This is a genomic window from Mycobacterium sp. NGS18 (assembly GCF_059813185.1).
Map to the genome: position 1 here is coordinate 244,398 of NZ_JCALEC010000002.1, position 16,363 is coordinate 260,760.

General features: G+C 68.7%; 17 protein-coding genes. 12 read left to right on the plus strand and 5 right to left on the minus strand.

The window, feature by feature from the left end:
- Positions 1-24 precede the first annotated feature (24 nt).
- Positions 25-522: an MTB12 family secreted protein gene (locus tag AC5Y31_RS04695; protein WP_499978439.1), complete on the plus strand. Its 498-nt coding sequence runs from the start codon at positions 25-27 to the stop codon at positions 520-522.
- 11 nt (positions 523-533) lie between these two features.
- Here AC5Y31_RS04695 and AC5Y31_RS04700 read toward each other — a convergent pair whose 3' ends face one another.
- Together AC5Y31_RS04700 and AC5Y31_RS04705 are read right to left on the minus strand one after the other, a co-directional pair.
- Positions 534-2,072 carry a xylulokinase gene (locus AC5Y31_RS04700; RefSeq protein ID WP_499978442.1) on the minus strand — a complete coding sequence of 513 codons (1,539 nt, stop codon included), beginning with the start codon at positions 2,070-2,072 and terminating at the stop codon, positions 534-536.
- Positions 2,073-2,116: 44 nt separating this feature from the next.
- The gene (locus AC5Y31_RS04705; protein ID WP_499978444.1) at positions 2,117-3,511 is read right to left on the minus strand and encodes a pyridoxal phosphate-dependent decarboxylase family protein; all 1,395 of its coding nucleotides are present in this window, start codon (positions 3,509-3,511) and stop codon (positions 2,117-2,119) included.
- A gap of 112 nt (positions 3,512-3,623) precedes the next feature.
- Here AC5Y31_RS04705 and hrcA point away from each other — a divergent pair, with 112 nt between their 5' ends.
- From hrcA to AC5Y31_RS04725, 4 genes are read left to right on the plus strand one after another with little or no spacing between them, the layout of a single operon-like run.
- Positions 3,624-4,667, plus strand: coding sequence for a heat-inducible transcriptional repressor HrcA (gene hrcA / locus AC5Y31_RS04710; RefSeq protein WP_499978446.1), 1,044 nt, complete (start codon positions 3,624-3,626; stop codon positions 4,665-4,667).
- Between the two features lie 33 nt (positions 4,668-4,700).
- Positions 4,701-5,852, plus strand: a complete 1,152-nt coding sequence (dnaJ, locus tag AC5Y31_RS04715; protein ID WP_065024051.1) for a molecular chaperone DnaJ — start codon at positions 4,701-4,703, stop codon at positions 5,850-5,852.
- A 3-nt stretch (positions 5,853-5,855) separates the two neighbouring features.
- Entirely contained in the window at positions 5,856-6,599 is a 744-nt protein-coding gene (locus tag AC5Y31_RS04720) for a 16S rRNA (uracil(1498)-N(3))-methyltransferase (RefSeq protein WP_499978450.1), read from the plus strand.
- Positions 6,592-7,281 (plus strand): helix-turn-helix domain-containing protein, encoded by a 690-nt coding sequence (locus AC5Y31_RS04725; RefSeq protein ID WP_499978452.1) that lies wholly within the window; start codon positions 6,592-6,594, stop codon positions 7,279-7,281. The genes AC5Y31_RS04720 and AC5Y31_RS04725 overlap by 8 nt, the downstream gene beginning before the upstream one ends.
- On the opposite strand, the gene AC5Y31_RS04730 is transcribed toward AC5Y31_RS04725, so the two are convergent.
- Positions 7,260-7,907, minus strand: a complete 648-nt coding sequence (locus AC5Y31_RS04730) for a class I SAM-dependent methyltransferase (RefSeq protein ID WP_499978454.1) — start codon at positions 7,905-7,907, stop codon at positions 7,260-7,262. The two genes, AC5Y31_RS04725 and AC5Y31_RS04730, sit on opposite strands and share 22 nt — an antisense overlap.
- A 323-nt stretch (positions 7,908-8,230) precedes the next feature.
- On the opposite strand from AC5Y31_RS04730, the gene AC5Y31_RS04735 reads away from it, so the two are divergent.
- From AC5Y31_RS04735 to AC5Y31_RS04765, 7 genes are read left to right on the plus strand one after another with little or no spacing between them, the layout of a single operon-like run.
- Positions 8,231-9,283, plus strand: coding sequence for a PhoH family protein (locus AC5Y31_RS04735; protein ID WP_499978457.1), 1,053 nt, complete (start codon positions 8,231-8,233; stop codon positions 9,281-9,283).
- A complete protein-coding gene (gene ybeY, locus AC5Y31_RS04740; protein WP_301636689.1) occupies positions 9,280-9,816 on the plus strand; it encodes an rRNA maturation RNase YbeY in 537 nt (178 codons plus the stop codon). The genes AC5Y31_RS04735 and ybeY overlap by 4 nt, the downstream gene beginning before the upstream one ends.
- Positions 9,813-11,111 carry a hemolysin family protein gene (locus AC5Y31_RS04745; protein ID WP_065024057.1) on the plus strand — a complete coding sequence of 433 codons (1,299 nt, stop codon included), beginning with the start codon at positions 9,813-9,815 and terminating at the stop codon, positions 11,109-11,111. Before ybeY ends, AC5Y31_RS04745 begins: the two co-directional genes overlap by 4 nt.
- Positions 11,101-12,006, plus strand: coding sequence for a GTPase Era (gene era, locus AC5Y31_RS04750; RefSeq protein WP_499978461.1), 906 nt, complete (start codon positions 11,101-11,103; stop codon positions 12,004-12,006). The genes AC5Y31_RS04745 and era overlap by 11 nt, the downstream gene beginning before the upstream one ends.
- Before the next feature lie 50 nt (positions 12,007-12,056).
- Positions 12,057-12,731: a DUF5642 family protein gene (locus tag AC5Y31_RS04755; RefSeq protein WP_165607311.1), complete on the plus strand. Its 675-nt coding sequence runs from the start codon at positions 12,057-12,059 to the stop codon at positions 12,729-12,731.
- 3 nt (positions 12,732-12,734) lie between these two features.
- On the plus strand, positions 12,735-13,607 hold the full coding sequence (locus AC5Y31_RS04760) for an SDR family oxidoreductase (protein WP_499978463.1): 873 nt from the start codon (positions 12,735-12,737) through the stop codon (positions 13,605-13,607).
- Entirely contained in the window at positions 13,604-15,061 is a 1,458-nt protein-coding gene (locus tag AC5Y31_RS04765) for a flavin-containing monooxygenase (RefSeq protein WP_499978465.1), read from the plus strand. Before AC5Y31_RS04760 ends, AC5Y31_RS04765 begins: the two co-directional genes overlap by 4 nt.
- Positions 15,062-15,070: 9 nt before the next feature.
- Here the strand turns inward: AC5Y31_RS04765 and AC5Y31_RS04770 are convergent, their stop codons facing one another.
- Positions 15,071-15,925, minus strand: coding sequence for a sulfurtransferase (locus AC5Y31_RS04770; protein WP_499978466.1), 855 nt, complete (start codon positions 15,923-15,925; stop codon positions 15,071-15,073).
- A gap of 13 nt (positions 15,926-15,938) precedes the next feature.
- A complete protein-coding gene (locus tag AC5Y31_RS04775) occupies positions 15,939-16,277 on the minus strand; it encodes a hemophore-related protein (protein ID WP_065024088.1) in 339 nt (112 codons plus the stop codon).
- Positions 16,278-16,363: the final 86 nt, after the last annotated feature.

Below are 16,363 nucleotides of genomic sequence, written 5' to 3' on the forward strand. Positions count from 1 at the left end.
TACGACAACCCGAAAGGCGTCGTTATGTCCGTGAAGCTGCTCATCATCGGTCTGGGCGCAGTGGCTGCGATCGCCGCACCTGGCACCGCAATCGCTGAAACGCCGAGTCAGCCACCGCTGACGGTGTTTCACGCGCCGCATCCGCAGGAGCCGCCGCCGGCAGCTGGCTTGCCGAGCGCCGAGCAGCTCACCGGAATTCTGGACGATCTGGTCGATCCGCGTGTTTCCGATGAGGTGAAAAGTGGATTGGTGGCCGGTGGCCTACAGCGGCACCAAGCCGACGTGCTGGACCATCAGCTGCGCCGATTGGGACACCACGGTGGGCTTCCGCTGACGTTCACCGCGTCCGACATCGCCTCCACCGGGCCCGACACCGTCACCGCCGACGTCACCGCGACCGGGCCCACGCTGCCGGCTCCGATCATCAAGCCGGTGACCTTCACCAACGAGAACGGCTGGATGCTGTCCCAGAACGGCGCCGATGAGCTGATGGAAGAGGTCGTCGGCCGGCTGCCACACTGAGTCGGGCAGGATCAACGACGGTTGAGCCGCGCGAACATGCCTTTCTGCGTCTTGTAGAGCCTGGGGAACTCGGCGAAGAGCCGGTCATAGACCGCCCGGTTCGCCGCGGCCGGCTCGAAGACGCCGTCGAGCGGGATCAGATCGCGCAACTCGTCGCGGTCTAGTTCGCCCATCCCGATGCCGGCGAACAGTGCGGCGCCGCGCAATTGGGCGTTGAGCGGGTCGGCGACCCGTTCGCAGGTGCGCCCGCTCACGTCGGCGATGATCTGGCACCACAGATCTGAGCGGGCGCCGCCGCCGACGATCCGGATCGGCCCGTTACTGCTGGTGAATCGGTTTACGCAGTCGAGCAGCCAGCGGCTGTTGTAGGCCACCCCTTCGAGCACCGCGCGCACCAGATCGGCGCGGGTGGTGTCCAGCGACAGGTTATGGAAGCCGCCTCGGGCGTTGCGGTCGTCGATGGGGGAGTGTTCGCCTTTGAGCCACGGGGTGAAGATGACCCCGTTCGAACCGGCCGGTGCGCCGGCGGCCAAAGCGGTCAGCGCGTCGTAATCCAGATCGCCGAAAATGTTGTCGCGCAACCATTGCAACGCCCGGCCGGCGGTGTCTTGATTGTTGACCAGCAGGTAGCTCGACGGGTCGAGGCCGGGCACCGTCGCGAGCTGGTGCAGCGCATCGGTCTTCTTGACCGCCACCGGGCAGCTGATCCATGAGGTGGTGCTGATGGTCATGTGCAACTCGCCGAGGCGCACCGCGCCGGAACCCACCGCCGCGCTGTGCAGGTCGGGAGTTCCGGTAACCACTTGTGCCGCAGGCGAAATACCCAGCTCCGCGGCGACCGCCGGAGCTACCGGCGAGATGATCGAACCGGTCGGAACCAGCGGGGGCAGCCGGAACCGGTCGACGCCGGACAGCCGCACCAGCACGTCGTCGTAGTCGAGCACACCCAACCGGCGGTTGTCGGTGAGCCAGGCCCCCATCATCGAGGCGCGCGATGCCGCGGCGCGCCCGGTGAAACACATGCTCAGGTAGTCCACCGGCTCCAGAAGCCAACGGGCCCTACCGAACACCGCCGGATCGCCGTGCGCCAGATGCAGCATGTGTCCGACCGGGTCGTCGCCGCTCGGGCTCGGGATGCCGCCATTGCGCCGCAGCCAGTGCAGCAGCGCCCGTGGCCGGTAGCCGGCCAGGCGCCCACCGAATGCCTTGCGGCTGTGGGGCGCTCCACGGGTGTCCATCCACATCACGCACGGGCCCACCGGATGGCCGTCGGCGTCGACCGCGACCGTGCTGGCCCACTGCCCGGTGATCGACACCCCGGTCACCTGATCGCCGCACACCCCGCTTTCGGCGAGTCCGCGGCGGGTGGCGTCGCGGACGATCGCCCACCACAGACCGGCATCCTGGGTTGCCGCCCCGCCCGGCCCGTAGGAAGTCGGCACCGCGACGAGGTCGGACCACAGCAAGGTGCCGTCCAGGGCGACGAAGCCGACTTTGGGGCCGCCGGTGCCCAGGTCGACGGCCAGGACGACGCGGTCAGCGCGGGTCATAGGGCGCCGCTCCTCCTCATCACTCCGCCGGCGCTCGGCTCCGGTCACAGAGGCGGCAGTGACTGCTGGGTGTCGAGCATCTGCTCCATGAAGCCCTCGATGAATTGGGCTGCTTCATCGGTCATTCCGCCGGGCACGCCGCCGTAGATCGCGGCGCTGATCGGCGCCTCGCCGGCGGCGGTCTGCTTCTTGGCGTACTCCACCGCGTCGGCCAGGTCGGCGGCGAAGGCCTCGGCCACGCCGGGCTGGGTCTGCGGCCGGGTCACCGCCATATGGATGGCGTTGGGGTACTGCTGGCCGTTGAACCGCCAGCCGTTGGGCTTCATGGCGTCGGCGACGTGGTAGATGTCGAACTCGTCGGAGCGGAAGGCGAAGCAGAACGTCGGCGAACCCATGATCGTCAGCTCCGGGTGGCTGCGCACCGCGTCCTGCATGGTGAACGCGGTCTCCAAGATGGCCTTGGCATACGACCGGTAGCCCTCCCGGCCCAGCTGCACCATCGAGGCCCACGCCGCCGCGATCAGACCACCCGAGCGCGAGCCCTCGATGCCCGGCGAATGGTATTTCCCGCCGCTCCATTCCGGCAGATAGAAGTACTGGGCGTTGCGGTAGGTCTTGTCGCGGAACAGCAGGGTGGAGGCGCCCTTCAACGCATAGCCGTACTTGTGGTTGTCCGCCGAAATGCTGGTGACCCCGGGCACCCGGAAATCGAACAGCGGGACGTCATAACCCAGCTCCTGGGCGAAGGGCAGCACGAACCCGCCCAGGCAGCCGTCGACGTGCAACCCCACCCCGCGCGACAAGGCCAGCTCGCCCAGCGCCGGGATCGGGTCGACGGTGCCATAGCCGTAGTTACAGGCCGAGCCCATGATGGCGATGGTGTTCTCGTCGATGTTGTCGGCCACCCAGTCGACGTCGACTTCGGTGGTCTGCGGGTCGATCGGCGCTGTGCGCATCTCGATGCCGAACAGGTGACAGCCCTTGTCGAACGCCGGGTGGCCGGTCTCGGGCTTGATGAAATTGGGTCGAGCGATGCCCCGGTGTCCCGCGGCATGCTCGCGGTAGGCCAGCAGGGCATGGATGATGCTGCCGGTGCCGCCGGTGGTGACCATCCCCACCGGTTCGGTGTCGGTGACGGCCTCGGCGTGCATCAGGTCCAGGGCCATCGCGATGATCTCGCCCTCGAACTTGGTCGCCGACGGGCAGATGTCGCGCTGCAACACGTTCACATGGGCGAACAGCCCGAACGCCTCGTCCAGGAAGCGGTAATGCTCATGGTCCCCGCAGTACATGGTCCCGGACACCTTGCCGGTCTCCCAGGTGGGATCTTCGGCCCGTGCCATCTCCCGCAACTCGGCCAGCACCTCCTCGCGCGGCCGGCCCTGCTCCGGTAACACGCGGTTGACGGTGAAGCGGTCGGTGTAGGGAAAGTCGGACATGCCGATCCTCTCTTCTTGGCCAGCGTGCGGAGATGTACAGAAATCGCGGCGTGTCAGCGTGCAAACACGCACGTTCGCGCCAGGAAATAACCCAGAACGTAATCTAGTGCCTATGAGTGTGGCTGATGATCGTCGCTTCGAGGTGCTGCGCGCCATCGTCGCCGACTTCGTCGCGACCAAGGAACCGATCGGGTCCAAAGCCCTGGTCGAGCGGCACAACCTCGGGGTGTCGCCGGCCACCGTGCGCAACGACATGGCCGTACTGGAGGCCGAAGGCTACATCGCCCAGCCGCATACCAGCTCCGGACGGGTGCCCACCGAGAAGGGCTACCGGGAATTCGTCGACCGCATCGACGAAGTGAAACCGCTGTCGGCCGCGGAGCGCCGGGCGATCCTGTCGTTCCTGGACTCCGGGGTCGACCTCGACGACGTGCTGCGCCGCGCGGTGCGCACCCTGGCCCAGCTGACCCGCCAGGTGGCGGTGGTGCAGTACCCCACCCTGTCGGTGTCCACGGTGCGCCACCTCGAGGTGATTGCACTCACCCCGGCGCGGTTGCTGCTGGTCGTCATCACCGACTCCGGCCGGGTCGACCAGCGCCTCGTCGAACTCGGGGACACCATCGACGAACACCAGCTTGCCCAGCTGCGCGAGCTGCTCGGGGCCGCCTTGGAGGGCAAGCGGATCTCGGCGGCCTCCACCGCTGTGGCCGAGCTCGCCGGGCACCTCGATGGACGCAGCGGCCTTTCTCCGGGCCTGGCCAACGCGGTCGGGCGGTCGGCGACGGTGCTGCTGGAATCCTTGGTCGAGCACCGCGAGGAGCGGCTGCTGCTGGGCGGCACCGCCAACCTGACCCGCAACGCCGCCGACTTCGGCGACTCGCTGCGCTCCGTGCTGGAGGTGCTCGAAGAGCAGGTCGTGGTGCTGCGGCTGCTGGCAGTGCAGCAGGAAGCCGGTAAAGTCACGGTGCGCATCGGTCACGAGACCGAGGCGCAGGAGATGGCCGGGGCGTCGGTGGTGTCCACCGCTTACGGTTCCCAGGGCACCGTGTTCGGCGGTATGGGGGTGCTGGGCCCGACCCGGATGGACTATCCGGGAACTATCGCCAGTGTCGCTGCAGTTGCAATGTACATCGGTGAAGTGCTCGGAACCCGATAATCTCCGGTCGGCAGAAGTTGGGAAAGGTCAGGCGTGGCACGCGATTATTACGGACTGCTCGGCGTCGATAAGGACGTCAGCGACACGGAGCTCAAGCGCGCATACCGCAAGCTGGCTCGCAAATACCATCCCGACGTCAATCCCGACGAGGCGGCGCAGCACAAGTTCAAGGAGATCAGCGCCGCCTACGAGGTGCTGTCCGACCCGGAGAAGCGCCGCATCGTCGACCTCGGCGGCGACCCGCTGGAGAACGGCGGTGGCGCCGGTAACGGCTTCGGCGGGTTCGGCGGCGGCTTCGGTGGCCTCGGGGACGTCTTCGAAGCCTTCTTCGGTGGCGGCGCCACCTCGCGCGGGCCGGTCGGACGAGTCCGGCCGGGGTCGGACTCGCTGCTGCGGATGCGCCTGGACCTGACCGAATGTGCGACCGGGGTGACCAAGCAGGTCACGGTCGACACCGCGGTGCTCTGTGATCGCTGTCAGGGCCGCGGCACCCACGGCGATTCCCGCCCGATGGCCTGCGACACCTGCCACGGCCGCGGCGAGGTGCAGAGCGTGCAGCGCTCGCTGCTCGGCCAGGTGATGACGTCGCGGCCGTGCCCGACCTGCCGCGGCGTCGGCGAGGTGATCCCGGATCCGTGTCACCAGTGCGGTGGCGACGGCCGGGTGCGGGCCCGCCGCGATATCAGCGTGAAGATCCCCGCCGGCGTCGGCGACGGCATGCGGGTCCGGCTGGCCGCCCAGGGCGAGGTCGGGCCCGGCGGCGGCCCGGCCGGTGACCTCTATGTCGAGGTGCACGAACAGCCGCACGAGATCTTCGCCCGCGATGGCGACGACCTGCACTGCCACATCTCGGTGCCGATGGTCGACGCGGCGCTGGGCACCACCGTGGCGGTGGACGCGATCCTCGACGGCCCCACCGACATCACCATCCCGGCCGGCACCCAGCCGGGGGCCGTCATCGGGCTGCGCGGCCACGGCATGCCGCAACTGCGGTCCGGGGCGCGCGGCGACCTGCACGCCCACATCGAGGTCGTGGTGCCCGAGCGTCTGGACCACCACGACGTCGAGTTGCTGCGCTCGTTCAAGCAGCACCGGGAACGCGAGACCGCCGAGGTCCGCTCGGCGAACGCCCCGCACAGCGGCGGGCTGTTCAGCCGGTTGCGCGAAACCTTCAGCGGCCGCTGAGTCTTGGGCGGCCTGTTCTACGTCGAGGCGCTGCCCGAGGTGGGTGAGCCGGCCGACGTCGGCGGCGACGCCGGCTTTCACGCCGCCACGGTGCGCCGGATCCGGCCCGGGGAAGAGCTGACGCTGAGTGACGGCGCCGGTGCGGTCGCCGAATGCCGGGTCGAGGAGGCCGATCGCGGCGGGTTGCGGGTCCGGGTGCTGCAGCGCCGGACGGTCGAGGCGCCCGCGCCGCCGGTCACCGTGGTGCAGGCCCTCCCGAAATCCGAACGTTCCGAGCTGGCGGTGGAGCTGGCCACCGAGGCCGGCGCCGACGCGTTCGTGGCCTGGCAGGCCGAGCGCTGCGTGGCCCGCTGGGACGGCGCGCGGGCCGACAAGGGCCTGCGGCGCTGGCGGGCGGTGGCCCGCGCGGCGGCCGGACAATCCCGCCGGGCCTGGGTGCCCCCGGTGGACGGCGTCTGGGGGACCGCCGCGCTGGTGGCGTGGGTCGCCGAACAGGTCGCCGGCGGCACGACGGTGCTGGTGCTGCACGACGCAGCGGCGGCCGGGTTGCCCGACGTTGCCGCTGCTCCGGCGCTGGCGGTGGTGGTCGGCCCGGAGGGCGGCATCACCGACGCGGAACTGACGGCGCTCACCGGCGCCGGGGCCGTCGCCGCGCGGCTGGGACCGACCGTGCTGCGCACCTCGACCGCGGCCGCGGTCGCGCTGGGCGCGCTGGGAGTCCTCACCCCGCGCTGGGGCAGTGCGTAGCAGCGCGCCGTCGCTTCTTATCAGCGACGGCTACGCGGTGTATCGCGGCCCGGTGGGCGGCGGTCCGATTCACCGCCACGGCGCGTTTCAGATCGTGGTCGCCGGGCGAGGCGAACTGGCGATGGTGGACGTCTCCGGAACCCACCATCAGGCCGCCGCGCTGGTGGTGTCACCGATGGCGCCGCACCGCATCCTGGCCGCACCGCAGCTGGTCACCTACTTCATCGAGCCGCACTGCCTGTTCGCCGACCGGCTGCGCCGGCGCTACCCGGCCGGAATCGCCGCCGCACCGGAGTTGGGTGAGCTCAGCGAGCAAGGTGTCGCCGACGCGTGCCGGCGCCCGTCGCGAGAGCTCGACGGCCGACTGGTCACGGCGCTGGCCATGCTGGCCGACGGCACCATGTCGATGCCGAATCTGGCTGCCGCGGTGGGTGTTTCCCCGCAACGCCTGCGGGCGCTGGCGCGCCAGGATCTGGGGATGCCGCTGAGTCGCTGGCGGGTGTGGTCACGGCTACGCCGGGCCGTCGAGGCGTTGCAGTCGGGGAGGGCGCTGGCCGATGCCGCGGTCATCGCGGGGTTCTCCGACCAGGCCCACTTCACCCGCCAGATGCGGGAGATGATGGGCCTGACACCGGCGCTGGTACTGCGCGCCCTGAGCGATCAGCGCTTGGCGGCGATATAGATCGAGATCGACCCGGTGATGGTCGGAACTACTTCTGCCTCTCGCACGTCAGCGAAGCCGGCGGCCGACATCAGTTCCGGCAGAACGCCGTCGGCATTGGGCTGGGTGTCGGTTTTGCCGTCGGCCAGCTGCACGATCCGAAACCCGGTGCGCATCAGCCGCGTTCGCTGCCACCCGTAGTCGGCGATCACCAGCCGGCCGCCCGGTCGCAACACCGCGAACATCGACGCCAAGATGGTGCGCTTTACCGGCATTGGGCACTGGTGCAACACCAGGCTGGACATCACGGCGTCCATCGACTCCGCGCCCACCGACTCCACCAGGTTGTCGCCCATCCCGGTCAGCCAGCGAACCTGCGCGTCGGGGTCCTTGTGCCGGGCCACCGCCAAGACCTCGGGATCGGGGTCCAAGCCGGTGATCCGGGCCCGTGGCTGCACCCGGGCCGCGAGCACCGCCAATGATCCGGTGCCGCAGCCCACGTCGAGGATCGCCTCGTCGGGCTGCGGTGCCAGGTGCGTGACGGTCAATCCGCGCCATAGCCGCTCGCGCGTCATGGCGACCACATAGTCGAAGAAGCGGGCCGGTGCCAGGCGGCCCAGGGCAGGGGTGAAGGCGTCCTCGCTCATACCCGCAGTTTCAGCGCCGCGGGTGTTCCCGTCTTGAACGAACCGCTCACCCTGCCGCGAATGACGCCGCCAGCCGCCACAATCGCCACTGCCGTCGCAGGGACCACAGGTGTCACCGGGGCGACGGGTCTGGCGACGTGCCCGGCTCTGAGCGACAACGCGGTTTGTCGCTGATAGCCGGGCAAATGCGCATATGGTCGCGATCCAGTTATTGCCGTGGCGCTTGTCCGACACCGCCTGGCAGTGCCCGACGGTAGACTCGCAGCAATCGTCTGACCCGCGGCTAACCCGCGAAAACCAAGAAAGCAGGTATCGGAAACCCCGTGACGCCCCGCGATACCCCCGCTGCCGGACCGGCCTCGCAGGTTCGCAGCAGCGTCGAGATTCCACCTGACCTGGTCGTGGGTCTGCTGGGTTCCGCCGATGAGAACCTGCGCGCGCTGGAACGCCTGCTCGCCGCCGATCTGCATGTGCGCGGCAACGCCGTCACCTTCTCCGGCGAGCCGGCCGATGTCGCCCTGGCCGAGCGGGTGGTCTCCGAACTGGTAGCGATCGTGGCCCGCGGCCAGGCCCTGACCCCGGAAACCGTGCGGCACAGCGTCGGCATGCTGGTGGGCGCCGGCAACGAGTCACCGGCCGAGGTGCTGAGCCTGGACATCCTGTCCCGGCGGGGTAAGACGATCCGGCCCAAGACGCTCAACCAGAAGCGCTATGTCGACGCGATCGACGCCCACACCATCGTGTTCGGCATCGGTCCGGCCGGCACCGGAAAGACCTATCTGGCGATGGCCAAGGCGGTCAGTGCGCTGCAGAGCAAGCAGGTCACCCGCATCATCTTGACCCGGCCGGCGGTGGAAGCCGGTGAGAGCCTTGGGTTTCTGCCCGGAACGCTGAGCGAGAAGATCGACCCGTATCTGCGCCCGCTCTATGACGCGCTCTACGACATGATGGACCCGGAGCTGATTCCCAAGCTGATGAACTCCGGGGTGATCGAGGTGGCGCCGCTGGCCTACATGCGCGGCCGCAGCCTCAACAGCGCCTTCATCATCCTCGACGAGGCGCAGAACACCACCGCCGAGCAGATGAAGATGTTTCTGACCCGATTGGGGTTCGGCTCCAAGATGGTGGTCACCGGCGATGTCACCCAGATCGATCTGCCCGGTGGTGCGAGGTCGGGTCTGCGGGCCGCCGTGGACATCCTCGACGACGTCGACGACATCTGCGTCGCCGAGCTGAGCAGCGTCGATGTCGTGCGGCACCGGCTGGTCTCCGAGATCGTCGACGCCTACTCCCGCCACGAAGCCGACAGCAACGGGCCGGGTCTGACGATGAACCGGGCGGCCAGGCGCGCGTCGGGGGGTAGGTCGCGCCGGTGAGCATCGAGGTCTCCAACGAGTCCGGCTTGGACGTCTCCGAGGTCGAGCTGGTCAGCGTCGCCAAGTTCGTGCTGGCCAAGATGGACGTCAACCCCGGCGCCGAGCTGTCGATGGTGCTGCTGGACACCGCCGCGATGGCCGACCTGCACATGCGCTGGATGGACCTGCCCGGGCCCACCGACGTGATGAGCTTCCCGATGGACGAGCTGGAGCCCGGCGGCCGCCCGGATGCGCCCGAGCCCGGCCCGTCGATGCTCGGCGACATCGCACTGTGCCCGGAGTTCGCCGCCGAACAGGCCGCGGCCGCAGGCCATTCGCTCGGCCAGGAACTGGCACTGCTTACCGTGCACGGCGTACTGCATCTGCTGGGCTACGACCACGCCGAGCCGGACGAGGAAAAAGAGATGTTCGCCCTGCAGCGCCGGCTGCTCGAGGAATGGGTCGCCGACCAGGTAGAGAGCTACCGGGCGGAGACCCAGACCGAGAAAGACCGCCGGCTGCTCGACAAGTCCCGGTACTTCGACGAACTGTGACCGGAACACCGCTGTTAGTCAGCGTGATCGCGCTGATCGGTCTGGGTGGACTGTTCGCGGCGATCGACGCCGCGATGAACACCGTCTCGCCGGCCCGCGTCGATGAACTGGTCCGGGCGAAACGTCCCGGCGCGGTGTGGCTGGCCACGCTGATGGCCGAACGGCCCCGCTACATCAACCTGGTGGTGTTGCTGCGCATCACCTGCGAAATCACCGCCACCGCGCTGCTGGTGTTCCTGTTGCACGCGGTGCTCGGCCTGGACTGGGGACTGTTCGCCGCCGCCGCGGTCATGGTGGTGGTCAGCTTCGTGGTGATCGGCGTGGGGCCTCGCACCCTGGGCCGGCAGAACGCCTATTCGATCGCGTTGGCGTCCGCGCTTCCGCTGCACGTGCTTTCGGTGTTGCTCACCCCGATCAGCCGGCTGCTGGTGGTGCTGGGCAACGCGCTGACGCCCGGGCGGGGCTTCCGTAACGGGCCGTTCTCCTCGGAGGTCGAGTTGCGCGAGGTGGTCGACCTGGCGCAGCAGCGCGGAGTGGTTGCCGCTGACGAACGGCGCATGATCCAGTCGGTCTTCGAACTCGCCGACACCCCGGCCCGCGAAGTGATGGTGCCGCGCACCGAGATGGTGTGGATCGAAAGCGGCAAATCCGCGGGCCAGGCGACGTCGCTGGCGGTGCGCAGCGGCCACTCCCGCATCCCGGTGGTGGGCGAGAACGTCGACGACATCCTCGGTGTCGTTTACCTGAAAGACCTTGTCCAACAAACTTATTACTCGACGAACGGTGGGCGGGACACCACGGTCGCGCAGGTGATGCGCCCGGCGGTGTTCATGCCGGACTCCAAGGCGCTCAACGCGCTGCTGCACGACATGCAGCGCGGCCGCTACCACATGGCGCTGCTGGTCGATGAGTACGGCGCGATAGCCGGGCTGGTCACCATCGAGGACGTGTTGGAGGAGATCGTCGGGGAGATCGCCGACGAGTACGACCAGGGCGAGGTGGCCCCGGTGGAGGATTTGGGCGCCAACGTATTTCGGGTTTCGGCTCGGCTGCCCATCGAGGACGTGGGCGAGCTGTACGGTGTGCAGTTCGACTCCGCTCTCGACGTCGACACCGTCGGCGGCCTGATGGCGTTGGAGCTGGGCCGGGTTCCATTGCCCGGTGTCGAGGTAACCTCACACGGGCTGCGACTGCACGCCGAGGGCAGCCGCGACAGTCGGGGGCGGGTGCGGATCAGCACCGTTCTGATCAGTCCGGCGCAACCCGCCGGTGAGGAGACCGTAAGTGAGCAGTGACACCGAGTTCCATTCGGGCTTTGTGTGTTTCGTCGGCCGGCCCAACACCGGCAAGTCCACCTTGACCAACGCCCTGGTCGGCCAGAAGGTGGCGATCACCTCCAACCGGCCGCAGACCACCCGGCACACCATTCGCGGCATCGTGCACCGGGAGGACTTTCAGATCATCCTGGTCGACACCCCGGGCCTGCACCGCCCACGCACGTTGCTGGGCAAGCGGCTCAACGAGTTGGTCAAAGACACCTACTCGCAAGTCGACGTCATCGGGTTGTGCATCCCCGCCGACGAGGCGATCGGCCCGGGGGACCGTTGGATCATCGAGCAGATCCGGACAGTCGCGCCCAAAACCAAGCTGGTCGTCGTCGTCACCAAGATCGACAAGACCAGCCGCGACAAAATCGCCGCGCAACTCGTCGCCGTCGGCGAACTGGCCCCCGAGGCCGAGATCATCCCCGTCTCGGCGGTCAGCGGCGAGCAGGTCGACGTACTGATCGACGTGCTGGCCGCGGCGCTGCCGGTCGGCCCGGCCTTCTACCCCGACGGTGAGTTGACCGACGAGCCCGAAGAGACCCTGATGGCCGAGTTCATCCGCGAAGCCGCCCTGGAAGGAGTGCGCGACGAACTGCCGCATTCCCTGGCGGTGGTGATCGAGGAGGTGCGCCAGCGCGAGGACCGTGACGATCTGATCGAGGTGTACGCGCTGCTCTACGTCGAACGGGACAGTCAGAAGGGCATCGTGATCGGCCGAGGCGGCGCCCGGCTGCGCGAGGTGGGCACCGCCGCGCGCACCCAGATCGAAAAACTCTTGGGCACCAAAGTGTTTCTCGACCTGCGGGTCAAGGTGGCCAAGAACTGGCAGCGCGACCCCAAGCAGCTGGGCCGGCTGGGTTTCTAATAGGGGTGTGCCGCCCAGCGCCGCAGACAGCCATTGGGTACATTCCAGGGGTGCTGGAACCCAAGTCTTTGGTTGTCTCCTCTGTTGCCCTGATCATGTGCGCGCAAGCACTGACCGGTTGCGGGGGATCCCACAAGCCGTTCGATACCACCAAGCTGTTCAACGTCGAGTCGACGTTCGGCTCGGACTTCAAGACGCAGACCAAGGGTCCCAACGAAATCGATCCCAAGATCCTCGGGCCGCAGAAGATGCCGCCCGGGGTGACCTTCGACCCGTCCGACTGCGCCGACTACGCGGCCAGCAGCGGTCGGCCGCCCAAGGGCATCCGGGGCAAGATGTCGATGGTGTCGGTCGTCGGCAACGGCAACCAGTTCGTCGCGATCGCCATGCAAGCCGACCAGGACCTGCCGTTCGACGCCGCGGCCGCCGAGAAGTGCAAGCACGTCTCGTTCCAGGCCGGCAAGCTCACGGGCTACCTGGACGAGACGGACGCTCCACACATCGACCGCGCCCAGACGACGGGTTCGCACTCGGAGATCGAGATCACCGGCAAGGACGGCCAACAGCAGTCCCGTGAGTCCTACACCTTCACCGCCTACCTCGGCACCGCGCTGGTGCAGGTCACCGCGAACCCGCAGCCGGTGCGCGGGCAGCCGCTGGCGATGGTCGATGCCGACCGGGCCCGCCAGCTGCTGGTCGATGCGGTGTCGGCGCTGCGCAGCTAGCCCATGCCCACGTCGTCGGTGCGGGATCTGCGGGTACTGATCACCGGCGGCGCCCGCGGGATCGGGGCGGCCACCGCGGCACTGTTCGCCGCCCGCGGCGCGCGGGTGTGGATCGGTGACGTCGACGAGGACGCCTGCCGCCGTACCGCTGACCAGCTCGGTGTCAGTGCCGGCCCGCTGGACGTGACCAGCGTGGCGTCCTGGCGGCAGATACTGGAGGGCATCGAGCGGGACTCCGCTGTCGGGGGCCCGCTGGACATCCTGGTCAACAACGCCGGGGTGATGCCGCTGGGGGCGCTGCAGGACGAGACAGAGCAGGTCAGGGATCTGATTCTGGACGTCAACGTTCGCGGCGTGCTCAATGGGATGCAGGCCGTGCTGCCCGGGATGGCCCGACGGGGCCACGGTCACGTCGTCAACGTCGCCTCGATGGCCGGCATGATTCCGCTGCCCGGCATGGTCACCTACAACGCGAGCAAGTTCGCTGTCGTGGGGGCGTCGCTGGCCGCGCGGCGCGAGTACGCCGGCACCGGGGTCGCGGTGTCGGCTGTGCTGCCCTCGGCGGTGCGCACCGAGTTGACCTCCGGAGCGCCGCTGGGCCGCGGTATGCCCACGGTCGACCCGGACGACGTGGCGGCGGCGATCCTTGCCGTGCTCGGGTCACGCGCCGCGCGCCGGTCGGTGCCCCGGTGGCTGGCCCCGGCCTGGTCGGCGACGGCGTTCGTGCCGGAGCGGCTGCAGAATCTGGCCCGGCGACTGCTCGACGATCGACGGGCGCTGACCTCCCTCGACACCACGGCGCGCAGCGCCTACATCGAGCGGGTGAACCGGCAGGCCCTGGCTCATCGCGCCGATACCGACCAGCCGGCATCATGACCGCACGCGAGCCCCGAGTGATCGTGATCGGCGCGGGCATAGCCGGTATCACCACCGCCTATGTCCTGCGGGAGCGCGGTTTCACCGACGTCAGCGTGCTGGAGAAGGGTTCCGATGTCGGCGGCGTCTGGTACTGGAATCACTATCCGGGACTGCGCTGCGATGTTCCGTCGCAGGCCTACCAGTTCGGGTTCGCGCCGAAGCCCGACTGGCGCGACACCTGGGCAACCGGCGCGACGATCCAGCGCTACCACCGCGATGTCGTCGATCGGCTCGGACTGGCCCCGCTGATCCGGCTCGACACCGAGGTGACCGCCGCGCAGTGGGATGAGCACCGGCATTGGACCCTCACCACCGCCACCGGTGAGGAGTTGACCGCCGACTTCGTGATCTGTGCGACCGGCGTGCTGCACCACCCGTTCACCCCTGACATTCCCGGCCTGGCGGACTTCGCCGGGCCGGTGGTGCACACCGCGCGCTGGGACGACGATCTCGACACCGCCGGAAAGCGGGTCGCGGTGATCGGTACCGGGTCGACCGGTGTGCAGGTGGTATCCGCACTGCAGCCCGACGCCGCGTCGATCGACCACTACGTGCGGTCGGCGCAGTGGATCCTGTGGGCGCCCACGGCGCTGCGGCAGCTGCCGGGTGCGGCTGCGGTGCTGGCGCGGTTGCCCAAGATGCACCGGGCGCTCTACCGGTTGCTGGCGTTGGGCGGGTCGGCGCTGTTGACCGATGTCACCACCCGGGAGTCGTGGCGGCGCCGGGTGGTGCAGTCCTATGCCCGGGCGTGCCTGCGACTGCAGGTGCGAGACAAGGCATTACGTGCCGAACTGCAACCCGACTACCAGCCGCTGTGCAAGCGCCAAGTGATCTCCGGGAGCTACTACCGGGCGATCCGCGCCGACAACGCCGAGCTGATCACCGACGCCATCGCCGAAGTCACCCCGCGCGGCATCCGCACCGCCGACGGCACCCACCGCGACACCGACATCATCGTGCTGGCGACCGGATTCCACGCCCACAACTACATGCGCCCCATGCGGCTGATCGGCCGGGAGCGGATCGACATCGACGACGCCTGGGCCAAGGGGCCGCGCGCCTACCGGATGACCGCGATCCCCGGGTTCCCCAACCTGTTCACCGTGCTGGGCCCGAACTCACCCACCGGCTCGATCTCGCTGCAGTACACCTCGGAGCTGACCGCGCGCTACATCGCGCAGTGGCTGGACAAGTTCCGGGCAGGGGAGCTGAGCACCGTCGAGGTCACCGAACAGGCGACCACGCGGTTCAACGACGACGTCGCCACCGCGATGGGCCCGACGGTCTGGAACACCGGCTGCAACTCGTGGTACCTGACCGAGGGCGGCGCGGTTGACCTGTGGCCGTTCGACCGGGCGACGATGGACGCCATGCTGGGCAGCCCGGACCCGGCGGATTTCCATCTGGGCTGATCGGAGTTCTCAGTCGTCGCCGCGGGCAACCGGGCGGGACGGGTCCGAACTCCACTGCGACCACGACCCCGGAAACAGCGCGGCCGATCGGCCGGCTGCGGCCAGTGCCGCCACGATCACCGTGGCGCTGATTCCCGAACCGCAGTACGCACCCACCGTGTCGTCGGCGCCGACGCCGCGTTCGGAGAGCAGCCGGGCGAGATCATCGTCGGGCAGGAAGGTTCCGTCGGGCGCCAGCAGGGCGGTGAACGGCAGGTTCTTGGCGCCGGGGATGTGGCCGGCGGCCGCATCGACCGGTTCGTTGTCGGCGCGGAACCGCTCGGGGGCGCGGGCGTCGAGCAATGCCACGGCGCCGGAGCCGGCCTCATCGGCGGTCAGGGTGGGCCGGATGCCGTCGTAGAGGTCTTCGGGCAACACGGTGACGTTGCCCGGTTCGGGACTGACGTCGCCGGTTTCCAGCTCGCCCCCGGCCGCCGTCCAAGCCGCCAGGCCCCCGTCGAGAATGCGCACGTCGCGCAGGCCGGAGGTGGTCAGCAGCCACCACAGGCGCCCGGATGCGGCGCGGTTCCAGTCGTCGTAGACCACCACCGGCTTGGTGCGCCGCACCCCCCACCGGCGGGCGGCGGCTTCCAGATTGCGGCCGGTCGGCAGTGGATGCCGACCGCGGTCCGAGACGTCGTGGTCGGACAGCTCGTCCTCGAGCGAGACGTATACCGCACCCGGGATGTGACTCTGCAGGTAGGCGGGATGCCCGTCGGGAACCTCCAGGCTCCAGCGGACGTCCAGGACGGTCACGGGATCACCGGCCCGCAGCAGCTCAGCGAGCTCGGCGGCGCTGATCAGGACCTTGTCACGCAGGCCCACGGCGACGATCCGCTCAGTAGTTGTTGCAGGAACCGGCGACCGAGGTGATGGTGCCGATGTACGGCTGCGCCTCGGGCATGCTCTGGATCATGGTGGCGTACTGCTGCCGCTTGGCAGGAGGCGAGTTCAGGAACATCTGCAACATGCCACTGGCGTTGCCGGACGCGTTGAACTCCGCGGCCGCTGCGGGGTTCTCCGCATTGAGGGCAGCCACCACCTGCGAGTAGCTGCAGGTCGTGTTGATGATCGGGCCGAGGTCCGGGCTCGCGGAAGCCAACCCGGCTCCGGCGGACAGCGACAAAGCCAGACTGCCGGCTGCGACAGCGATCCTGGTCAACGACAGAGAGGCCATTTCGAAGACGCCTTTCACCTGTTGGACTGTTACGTGATTTACGAAGTCCAAAACGACCGTGTCAGCTTAGCGGAGAGTCGAATACC

Excerpts from the sequence above, each read along its gene's own strand:
- hrcA (WP_499978446.1), top strand. The coding sequence starts at position 3,624 with ATGAGTGTGGCTGATGATCGTCGCTTCGAGGTGCTGCGCGCCATCGTC.
- AC5Y31_RS04760 (WP_499978463.1), top strand. The coding sequence starts at position 12,735 with ATGCCCACGTCGTCGGTGCGGGATCTGCGGGTACTGATCACCGGCGGC.
- AC5Y31_RS04765 (WP_499978465.1), top strand. The coding sequence starts at position 13,604 with ATGACCGCACGCGAGCCCCGAGTGATCGTGATCGGCGCGGGCATAGCC.
- AC5Y31_RS04695 (WP_499978439.1), top strand. The coding sequence starts at position 25 with ATGTCCGTGAAGCTGCTCATCATCGGTCTGGGCGCAGTGGCTGCGATC.
- AC5Y31_RS04730 (WP_499978454.1), bottom strand. The coding sequence starts at position 7,907 with ATGAGCGAGGACGCCTTCACCCCTGCCCTGGGCCGCCTGGCACCGGCC.
- AC5Y31_RS04775 (WP_065024088.1), bottom strand. The coding sequence starts at position 16,277 with ATGGCCTCTCTGTCGTTGACCAGGATCGCTGTCGCAGCCGGCAGTCTG.
- AC5Y31_RS04705 (WP_499978444.1), bottom strand. The coding sequence starts at position 3,511 with ATGTCCGACTTTCCCTACACCGACCGCTTCACCGTCAACCGCGTGTTA.
- AC5Y31_RS04700 (WP_499978442.1), bottom strand. The coding sequence starts at position 2,072 with ATGACCCGCGCTGACCGCGTCGTCCTGGCCGTCGACCTGGGCACCGGC.